Below are 10,298 nucleotides of genomic sequence, written 5' to 3'. Positions count from 1 at the left end.
ACACCAGCGATGCGGATTTCAAAGCGCTGCACGGCGGCGGCAACGGCACCGAAACCTTCGCCTACACCATCACCGATTCGGACGGTGACACCAGCACCGCGAATCTGGTTTTGCAGATCCACAACAACGACGACCCGGTGATCATCAACGGCTTGAACGTTGAGGGCGGGGAGTTGACGGTTTACGAGAAAAACCTCGGCGACGGCAGTGCACCGGATTCCACGGCACTGACCCAAAGCGGCACCTTCAGCATCACGGCTTTGGACGGCGTCACCACGCTGACCGTCGGCGGCATCGCCGTGGTCACCAATGGCGTGGCCGCCGGTTTCCCGCAATCGGTCACTACGCCTTTGGGCAGCACGCTGACGATTACCGGTTTCAATGCGGCAACCGGCGTGGTCAGTTACAGCTACACCCTGGTCGATAACGAAGCGCATCCCACCGCCAATGGCGCGAACAACCTGCCTGAGCAGTTCGCCGTGACCGTGGTCGATGACAACGGCACCACCGCCAACGCGACCCTCGACATCAACATCATCGACGACCTGCCAAAAGCGTTCGATGACAGCAACGCAACCACGGCTTCGGAAACCCAACTGACCCTGACCGGCAACGTCCTGACCAACGACGTGCAAGGCGCCGACCGTGTACCCACCGGGCCCGTGACGGCCGGTACATTCACCGGCACCTACGGCACGTTGGTATTGAACGCCAACGGCACTTACACCTACACGCTGAACACCAGCGATGCGGATTTCAAAGCGCTGCACGGCGGCGGCAACGGCACCGAAACCTTCGCCTACACCATCACCGATTCGGACGGTGACACCAGCACCGCGAATCTGGTTTTGCAGATCCACAACAATGACGACCCGGTGATCATCAACGGCCTCGACGTCTATGGCGGTGAACTCACCGTTTACGAGAAAAACCTCAGCGACGGCACCAGCCCTGACGCGCCAGCGCTGACCCAGAGCGGCACCTTCACCGTCACCGCACTCGACGGTTTGCAAACCCTCACCGTCGGTGGCATCGCCGTGGTGACTGGTGGCGTCGCCGCAGGTTTCCCGCAATCGGTGGTCACGCCGCTCGGCAGCACGCTGACCATCACCGGCTACAACGCGACGACCGGCGTGGTCAGCTACAGCTACACCTTGGTGGATAACGAAACCCATCCCAATGGCAACGGCGCCAACAGCATCACCGAGAACTTCAATGTGGTGGCGACCGACACCGACGGCAGCACTGCCAGCGGCCAGATCAACGTCAACATCATCGATGACTTGCCCAGCGCTCACCCCGATTCGGCGTCGGTGGCGGAGGGCGGCACCGTCAGCGGCAATGTGCTGGACAACGACATTGGTGGCGCCGATGGCCCGGCCGTTACGGGCGCCGTGGTTGGCGTGCGCGCCGGTTCAGATACCTCGACCTCGGCCCTCGGTGGTTTGAACACCCAGATCAACGGCACTTACGGTTACCTGACGCTGGATGCCAACGGCAACGCGGTTTACCACAGCGCGCCCAATGCGGTGAATGGGCCTGGCGCGTTCGATGTGTTCACCTACACCGTGCGTGATTCCGACGGTGATGAAAGCACCACGACCATCACCATCGATGTCTCCAACAGCAAACTGTGTGCGGCCAGCGATACCGACGTCACCGTGTACGAGAAAGCCCTGGACCTGACCAAGGATGGCGCCGACCTGGCCGCCGGTACGGTGACTGGCAGCGATCCGACCAGCACCGGTGAAACCGCGTCTGGCACGTTGGTCGGCTCGGTCACGGGCGCCGTCGGTGCGATCAGCTATGCGCTGGTTGGCAGCGCCATCGGCAGCTACGGACAGATCGTGCTCAACCCCAACGGCACCTACACCTACACCCTGACATCGCCGGCAACCACCACGCCGCATGCCGACGACGGTGCCAACACCCTGACCGAAAGCTTTACCTATCAGGCCACCGATTCGCTGGGCAACATCGTCACCAGCACCATCGTCGTCAGCATCGTCGATGACGTGCCCAAAGCGATGAACGACAGCAACGCGAACACCGCATCGGAAACCCAATTGACGCTGACCGGCAACGTATTGACCAACGATGTGCAAGGGGCGGACGTGGTGGCGACCGGGCCGAATGCCGGGCCGATCACGCCCGCCACCATCGTCGGCACTTACGGCACCTTGGTGCTCAACGCCAACGGCACTTACACCTATACCCTGGACACCAATGATGCCGATTTCAAAAACCTGCACGGCGGAGGCAACGGCACCGAAACGTTCACCTACACGCTGACCGATGCCGACGGCGACACCAGCACCGCCAACCTGATGCTGAACATCCACAACAATGATGATCCGGTGGTGCTCAACGGGCTCGATGTCTATGGCGGCGAACTCACCGTCTACGAGAAAAACCTCAGCGACGGCACCAACCCCAACACTGCGGCGCTGACCCAAAGCGGCACCTTCATCGTCACCGCGCTTGATGGTCTGCAAACCCTCACGGTCGGCGGCATCGCCGTGGTCACCAACGGTGTGGCTGCAGGCTTCCCGCAATCGGCCGTCTCGCCCCTGGGCAGCACGTTCACCATCACCGGTTACAACCCGGCGACCGGTGTGGTCAGCTACAGCTACACCTTGGTGGATAACGAAACCCATCCGAGCGGCAACGGTGCCAACAGCCTCACCGAAAACTTCAACGTGGTGGCCACCGACACCGATGGCAGCACCGCCACGGGCCAGATCAACGTCAACATCATCGATGACCTGCCAACTGCCACACCCGACACGGGGTCGGTGGCGGAGGGCGGCACGGTCAACGTCAGCGTGCTGGGCAATGACATCAGCGGGGCCGATGGTGCGGCCACCGTGGTTGGCGTGCGCGCCGGCAGCAACACCGGCACTTCGGCCGTTGGCGGGCTCAACAGCAACATCAACGGCGCCTACGGTTACCTGACCCTGGATGCGGCGGGCAACGCCGTTTACCACAGCAATCCGAACTCGGTCAGCCCACCCGGCGCCACCGACACCTTTACCTACACCATCCGCGACACCGACGGCGACGAAAGCACCACAACCCTCACCATCAACGTTGCCGACAGCAAACTCGTGGCCTCGGTCGATCAGGACGTGACGGTCTTTGAGAAAGCCCTCGACCTGACCCAGGACGGCCAGGACCTGGCCCCGGGTACGGTCACCGGCAGCGATCCGACCAACACCGGCGAAACCGCAACTGGCACGCTGGTCGGCGCGGTGACTGGCGGCAGCGGCGCGCTCACTTACACCTTGGTTGGCAGCGCCACCGGCACCTACGGGCAGATCCAGCTCAATGCCAACGGCACCTACACCTACACGCTGACGTCGGCACCGAAAACCTCGCCGAACGCCAACGACGGGGCCAACACCCTGAGCGAAAGTTTCACCTACAAAGCCACTGACGCGCTGGGCAACAGCACCACCAGCACCATCGTGGTCAACATCGTCGATGACGTGCCCAAAGCGGTGGCGTCGGATCGCTCGGTGGCGGCGGTGGAGATCGATTCCAACATCCTCATCGTGCTCGACATCTCCGGCAGCATGGCCGACGCCTCCGGTGTGCCGGGCCTGTCGCGGCTGGACCTGGCCAAGCAAGCGATCAGCGCCTTGCTCGACAAATACGATGACCTCGGTGATGTGAAAGTCCAACTCGTGACCTTCAGCAGCAGCGCCACTGACCGCACCACGGTGTGGGTTGATGTGGCGACGGCCAAGACGCTCCTGGCGGGCCTCAGCGCCGGTGGCGGCACCAACTACGACGCCGCCGTGGCGACCATGCAAACGGCGTTCAACACCGCAGGCAAACTCACCGGGGCGCAGAACGTCGGCTACTTCTTCTCCGACGGCAAACCCACCAACGGTCAGGACATCGGCACGGCTGACGAGACCGCACTCAAGGCTTTCCTTGATGCCAACAACATCAAGAACTACGCGATCGGCCTGGGCAGTGGCGTGAGCAACGCCAACCTCGATCCGCTGGCCTATGACGGCATCAGCCACACCAACACCAATGCGGTAGTGGTCACTGATCTCAATCAACTCAACTCGGTGCTGTCCGGCACCGTCGAAGGCGCGCCGGTTACCGGTTCGTTACTGGGTGAGGGCGGCAGCTTCGGCGCCGATGGCGGTTTCATCAAATCCATCGTGGTCGACGGCACCACGTACACCTACGATCCCAAAGCCCTCAGCGGCCAGGGGTCACTGACTGCCACCGGTGGCGTCAACCACGGCACCTTCAACACCGTGAACAACACGCTGAGCATCGCCACCAACAACAGCGGCACGCTGGTGATCAACCTCGACACCGGCGACTACACCTACACCTCGCAGAAAACCACCACCACTGTGATCACCGAGAACATCGGCTTCACCCTCAGCGATAACGACGGCGACCTCGCCAGCTCAACGTTGACCGTGAAAGTGATCCCCAACGCGCCTCCGGTGGCGGCGGACGATCACGTCATCACCAACGTGCTGTCGAGCAACATCGTGGTGCCGGGCGAACTGCTACTGGCCAACGACACCGATCCGAACGGCGACACCCTCAATGCCACACCGACCACCTTCAACACCGGTTGGGTCGCCAAGGGCGCGGACTTCACCGGCACGGGGGCGATCACCTTCAATGGCACCAGCAACAGCGCCGCCAACCAGAACCTGGCCGACGTGCGCAACTCGTTCGCGGCCAACACCGCCGCGATGACCGCTGTACTGGTGGTCAGCGGCTACCTCGGCGCGGTGACCAACGCCAATGCCAACGATGAAGACCTGATCACCGTCAAACTGAAACAGGGCGAGACCCTTAATCTGGATCACAACCTGGCGGCCGGGCACATCACCATGGAGTACTCGCTCAATGGCGGCGCGTTCGTGACCATCGCCGACGGCGGCACCATCACCGCCAGCGCCGATGGCACCTACCAGATCCACATCACCAACATCACCAACACCAGCGGTGGCAACACCAACGCCGCGGAAAACTACCAACTGACCATGACGGTCAACTACGCCGGGGCCCACGACCTCACCCCGGACTACCACGGCACCTACACCGCCAACGACAACCACGGCGGCAGCGACACCGCCGCCGTGACCATCAGCTATCAGGATGGCCACACCCTCACCGGTACATCGGGCGATGACATTCTGGTGGCCGGCACCGGCAACAACATCCTCAACGCGGGCGACGGCAACGACGTGCTCACCGCCGGTTCCGGCAACAACGAACTGCATGGCGGCGCGGGCAATGACTTGCTCTACAGCGGCCCGGGCAACGACCTGCTCGACGGCGGAACTGGCATCGACACCGCCAGCTACGCCCATGCCACCGCCGGGGTCACGGTCAACCTCGGACTGCTCGGTGCGCAAAACACCCTCGGTGCCGGCACGGACACGCTGACCGGCATCGAAAACCTCGTCGGTTCGAACTTCAACGACACCCTGACCGGCGACAACAATAACAACGTGATCAACGGCGGCCTGGGTAACGACATCCTCAACGGTGGTGGCGGCGATGACCTGCTGATCGGCGGCATGGGCAACAACACCATGACCGGTGGCGCAGGGGCCGACACCTTCCAGTGGCTCAAGGGCAACAGCGGCCACGACCTGATCACCGACTTCACCCCCGGCACCGACAAGCTCGACCTGTCGCAACTGCTGCAAGGCGAAAACGGCACCACCGCGTCGCTGGACGATTACCTGCACTTCACCGTCACCGGCAGCGGCGCCTCGGTACTCACCACCATCGACGTCAGCGCCCTGGCCGGCGCCACGCCGAACCAGACGATTGATCTGGCCGGCGTCAACCTCGCCAGCCACTACGGCGTGACACCGGGCGCGGGTGGGATGATTGCCAGCGGGCACGACACCGCGACGATCATCAGCGGGATGCTGAATGATCATTCGTTGAAGGTGGATACGGTGTGATCGGCATTTGATAAAAGCCCTGAAACGACAAAACCCGCCGCCCCGGTTGAACGGGGCGGCGGGTTTTTTCTGGCAGCAGCGATGTATCGCCTGTGAGTCGGCCTTCGCGGGCAAGCCCGCTCGCACAGTGATTTGTGTGGTGCACCAGTTTTGCGAACGACTCGAAACCTGTAGGAGGGGGCTTGCTCCCGAAGGCGTCAGCCACCACAACACATCAATAAAGGCTTGTCACTGATGCCTGCTACTGCGGCAGCTCCAGATTATCCAGCACCCGATTCACCGCCAGCTCCCCGAGCATGATCAATTGCGCAATGCCCAGCACTGTTCTGCGTTGCGGCGCGGGCAACAGGCGGGCGAAGTCATGTGCGATGGTCTTGGCCGAAGCGAGTGTTTCGCAGGCATCGAGCAGCAATTCCTCGTTTTTGGTGTCGGCAGTCGCGGCATACATCCCGCGGTTTTTACGGGGCGGCGGCGTGGATCCAGGCGGGCAGAGGTAATGATCGAGGGCGCGGTCGGCGGCTTTGTTGAGCTTTTTCGAGTCGAGGGATTCGTAGGGAGAGGTGGCGTCGGTTTCGGGTGGGTTGGGTGTGGGTTTGATCATGGTCAAGCTCCTTGATGAATGGAGCTGCCAACGTTCGCGGTCAAACAAACAGGGTGGCAGCTGTACGCGGGTTGACCGACCGGACATCAAGGATTCCGGCACACCCGAAGGTGTCCCACGCACAGCCACCGCGACATGATTTCAGGCAATGCCTGAACACGTGCAGGACGCTGCTGCGCCTTGATGTTGGGCGGACGGTCAAATCCGATCACCGATTCGTCAGCGACCGCGCCACAATAGAACCCGCCCCCAAGGCGCACAAGCCGGCGGATTCTGGCGTAGCTGTAGGCAAAGGCGCAAGGATTCGTAGCCTGGAAGGCGTGTCTGGAGGTGTCTCTCAAACAGTCCGAGATTTCGACAGGGTGTGTCGTATGGCTGTAGAGAATGGCAAATGGGCGATGCTCTGAATCTCGTCTTGCAGAAACTCCTGAAGATCGTTTGGCGACAGTTCTTCGGCTATCGCCATCAGATCCTCAACCGTTTTCTGGTGAGGGCGAATTGCCTCTCGTCTCATGGCGCGCAAGGCCCCGTTTTGCGCGTCCAGATTGAATATGCGCAGCGTCTCGACGGCGCGCGTCAGTGCCCGGTCATCCAGATTAACGAGTGGGCTGATTGTGCCGTCACTGATAAAAAGCAAAAAACCGTCCGGATCATCCTCGTCAGGTTTAAGCAAGTTTTTGTGATCGTAGGGTGGGCAATTGTCTTTGAATTTTCCGCAGGCCTCTTCCCGACAACATGAATTGAAGAGATTGGTCCATTCGAATGTACCTTGGGCATATCCGTGCCTTTGTCGAAAGTGCTCGATATGCGAATGTCCTATCGTGCTGATATCCGCTTCACAGTAGGCGCAACGAGTATCTTGCATAGCTTGAAGACACTGGCGGATCTGCTCTTTGTCTGCATGTGTCACATCAGCCCATTTATTTATTCCATGCCTATAACGAGCAAGACAGTTTGGAACCGTACCTCGAATCAGTTTTCGCATCCGCCCGACTTCCTTATTTTTTTTGTGTCAGTTGTTTGCGTTTGAATGTTTCGAGGCGAATCAACCGATCACAATCAAGCATGTCCGGATGCTGGGTACCAAAATGCAAGTTCAGGTATTCGCGTAGCACCAAACCTTGTTGTGATTTATGCAGATCTTGCTGAATCAGCGCCATGTACTCGCTTAATTTGCGAGAAGGCTCATTGTCAGGTGTGGGGTCAATGCCCATCACGTATGCCAAGACTTGTGAACTGGCGACCCCTTGAGTCTGTTGATCGACATTGCTGATTTTTACTTGCAGCAATTTGTCTTCAGTTACGGTGTGCAGGACACGGATACACTTTGCCCTCACCGAGGTGATTACTTGCGGGCTATGTGTCGTGACGATGAACTGAATATTTGGAAAGGCACCGAGCAGATCAGGTATGACCGTTTGTTGCCACGCAGGATGAAGGTGCATGTCGACCTCATCGATCAATATCACACCCGTGCATTGGCGAGGCGCGGTAATACCCAAGTGAGGATTTAGCTTTATACAGCGATAGGCGATATCTGCCGCCAAGGCAACGATGTTGCGGATACCATCGCTGAGTTGGCTGACTTTCAGCGTCCCATGAATTGGATGTTCAAGTACGAGATCGGAAAACTCACTACTGTAAGCCAGATTTCTCCAGCCAGTTTGAGTCGCGAGGACAGCATTTACTGCATTCTGGACAGCCAGTATCGGATGCGCGAACTCATCCTTGACATCAATACTCAGATGTCCGCGTTCAATGTTGCGAATTTGCTCATCGCGGTAACTGCGGAAAATTCGCGTGTACCACTTAGCGAAGTGCTTATAACTGGATGCCGGATCCAGACAATCGCGGTAGGCGTACGTCCTGGAAAATTCGGCGTTTTCCGCCTTCTCGAATGCAGCGGTCAGCTTTTTCTGACTCCAGAGCCGACCGGTGCCGTAGTAGGCCAGAACGGGTAAATCGAATGGAGGCTGGTCCGAAACTGCGCGGTTGAAAATCTGTACCTCTAGGGCTTCGGCTGCTGCCTCAAGCTTGTTGGCAGCGTCATCACCGCGGGTCTGTGTGCCTTTACGAATGCTTTCACGGCGCCGAGTCCACTCCCAGTTTTGTCCATGCAGAGTTGCTTGAGCAGACAGTCGAGCAGGAAGAGATGGTTCCATTTGATGCGCTTTTAGGGGGCGCAAAAAAACGTCTTCCGGATGAATTCCGGTGATGTCATTGGTAGTGCTGCCGAGGTCAAACCCGCGAACGTAAGGCCACAACGCCACCTTGATAGCATCCAACAGACTTGTCTTGCCTTGACCGTTGCGCGCGACCAACAAAGTCAGCTGAGTATCGAGTTCAAGTGTCAGCAATGGGAAACAACGGTAGTTTTCCAGCTCCAGCCTGATCAGTTTCACAGACTTTCCTCCATGTAGACCGATGCCAGGCTGCGGCAGTGGTGGTGTGTCCAAGGATCAGATTTGGCGCAAATTCTACTGTGATTGGAAACAGGTGCATACCTGTCCTCTATCCAGTAGTGCATCAAGGTTTGCGCAGTGTTTTCTGCCGCAAAATATAAACCGTCACCAACACCGCGCTCGTCAACATGAACCCACGCGCCCACGGCAACGGCACCAGGTAGCAGGAAAACAGAATGCTCGCCCACATCAGCCCGATCGCGTAGACCTTGCCTTTGAGCGGAATGCCGTTGCCATCGAGGTAATCGCGGATCCACGGCCCGAGCCGCGGATGCTCGACCAGCCAGCGATAAAAACGCGGAGAGCTGCGCGCGAAGCAGGCCGCGGCGAGCAGAAGGAAAGGGGTGGTGGGCAGGACGGGCAGGAAAATCCCGATCACCCCCAATGCCACGCTGAGCCAGCCGATGGCCAGCAGGAAGTAGCGCAACATCAGGGGGCGGTTGCCTATGGGGTTGTCCATAGGCCGGATCTTAGTGGTGACGTGGCTTGAGGATCGCCGGTTTTTCGTCGGGCGCCTGGCACAGCAGGTACAGCGCGGTCAGGGCTTCCGGGATCTGCACGATCATGTCGTCCATCAGGTTGGCGTCCTTGGCGATGTCTTCGAACTCTGGCTGTTCGTCGAACAGGCCCGAACCGACCATGATCGGCAGGAGCATTTCGCTGACTTCTTCTTCGGCGGTTTCGAACCAGGCCGCTTCACGCAGGAACACGCCTTCCATGAAGCCAATGCACCAGCCGCGCAGTTCGGAGTCGTCCGGCTCTTCGCCCAGATCCAGTTCACATGGCAGCTCGAACTCTTCGTCGGACGCCAGTTGACGGGCGATGTGGGCCTTGAGGCCGATCAGCGTGGCTTCGATCTCTTCGCGCTGAGCTTCGCTGCTGTAATGCGGCTCTTCGGCGAACAGGGCGTCGATCCATTCACGCTCCGGCACTTCTTCCGAACAAATCGACAGGGCGGTCAGGTAACCGTGGGCGGCCACGTAATCCAGCGCCTCGTCATGCAGTTCGTCGGCGTCGAGGAATACTTGCAGGCGGGTCAGTTGCTCAGCGAAGGACATTACGGGGCTACCTTGGGGGAATAAACAATGCGGGAATTCTAGGCCTTCTTGCGCGCTCAAGCCAGCCACAAGGCAGATTTGCCCTAATTGGTGGAGTCTTATCAGCGGCGCCCTGTGCGAGGGAGTGCTCGGGTATACTGCCGCGTTTTGCGATCCCTGTCCGTATTGCGGCCGTCATGCAACGAGCCCTTACGTTTTGTTTAAGCAGCCCTGG

The 10,298-nt window shown here is 59.5% G+C and carries 6 protein-coding genes; 1 reads left to right on the top strand and 5 read right to left on the bottom strand.

What is annotated here, in order from left to right; all coding sequences use genetic code 11:
* On the top strand, positions 1 to 5,963 hold a 5,963-nt coding region (locus AACY02_RS15260; protein ID WP_339432669.1), incomplete at its 5' end, for an Ig-like domain-containing protein.
* Between the two features lie 241 nt (positions 5,964 to 6,204).
* On the opposite strand, the gene AACY02_RS15255 is transcribed toward AACY02_RS15260, so the two are convergent.
* The 5 genes from AACY02_RS15255 to AACY02_RS15235 all read right to left on the bottom strand — a co-directional run bounded on the left by AACY02_RS15255 (position 6,205) and on the right by AACY02_RS15235 (position 10,084).
* A complete protein-coding gene (locus AACY02_RS15255; RefSeq protein ID WP_339432668.1) occupies positions 6,205 to 6,564 on the bottom strand; it encodes a DUF6124 family protein in 360 nt (119 codons plus the stop codon).
* Positions 6,565 to 6,901: 337 nt separating this feature from the next.
* Positions 6,902 to 7,549: a retron Ec78 anti-phage system effector HNH endonuclease PtuB gene (gene ptuB, locus AACY02_RS15250; protein WP_339432667.1), complete on the bottom strand. Its 648-nt coding sequence runs from the start codon at positions 7,547 to 7,549 to the stop codon at positions 6,902 to 6,904.
* Between the two features lie 13 nt (positions 7,550 to 7,562).
* Positions 7,563 to 8,966 (bottom strand): AAA family ATPase, encoded by a 1,404-nt coding sequence (locus AACY02_RS15245; protein ID WP_339432666.1) that lies wholly within the window; start codon positions 8,964 to 8,966, stop codon positions 7,563 to 7,565.
* 124 nt (positions 8,967 to 9,090) lie between these two features.
* Positions 9,091 to 9,486, bottom strand: coding sequence for a YbaN family protein (locus AACY02_RS15240; RefSeq protein WP_339432665.1), 396 nt, complete (start codon positions 9,484 to 9,486; stop codon positions 9,091 to 9,093).
* A gap of 10 nt (positions 9,487 to 9,496) precedes the next feature.
* Positions 9,497 to 10,084 (bottom strand): YecA family protein, encoded by a 588-nt coding sequence (locus AACY02_RS15235; RefSeq protein WP_339432664.1) that lies wholly within the window; start codon positions 10,082 to 10,084, stop codon positions 9,497 to 9,499.
* Positions 10,085 to 10,298 lie beyond the last annotated feature (214 nt).

Source organism: Pseudomonas sp. EA_65y_Pfl2_P78 (assembly GCF_963970495.1).
In the GTDB taxonomy this organism is placed as follows: Bacteria; Pseudomonadota; Gammaproteobacteria; order Pseudomonadales; family Pseudomonadaceae; genus Aquipseudomonas; species Aquipseudomonas baetica_A.
The sequence above is the reverse complement of the archived record's forward strand: the minus strand, read 5'-3'. Positions and strand labels throughout refer to the sequence as shown.

Coding starts and splice junctions, on each gene's coding strand:
- AACY02_RS15255 (WP_339432668.1), bottom strand. CDS start 6,564: ATGATCAAACCCACACCCAACCCACCCGAAACCGACGCCACCTCTCCC.
- ptuB (WP_339432667.1), bottom strand. CDS start 7,549: ATGCGAAAACTGATTCGAGGTACGGTTCCAAACTGTCTTGCTCGTTAT.
- AACY02_RS15240 (WP_339432665.1), bottom strand. CDS start 9,486: ATGGACAACCCCATAGGCAACCGCCCCCTGATGTTGCGCTACTTCCTG.
- AACY02_RS15235 (WP_339432664.1), bottom strand. CDS start 10,084: ATGTCCTTCGCTGAGCAACTGACCCGCCTGCAAGTATTCCTCGACGCC.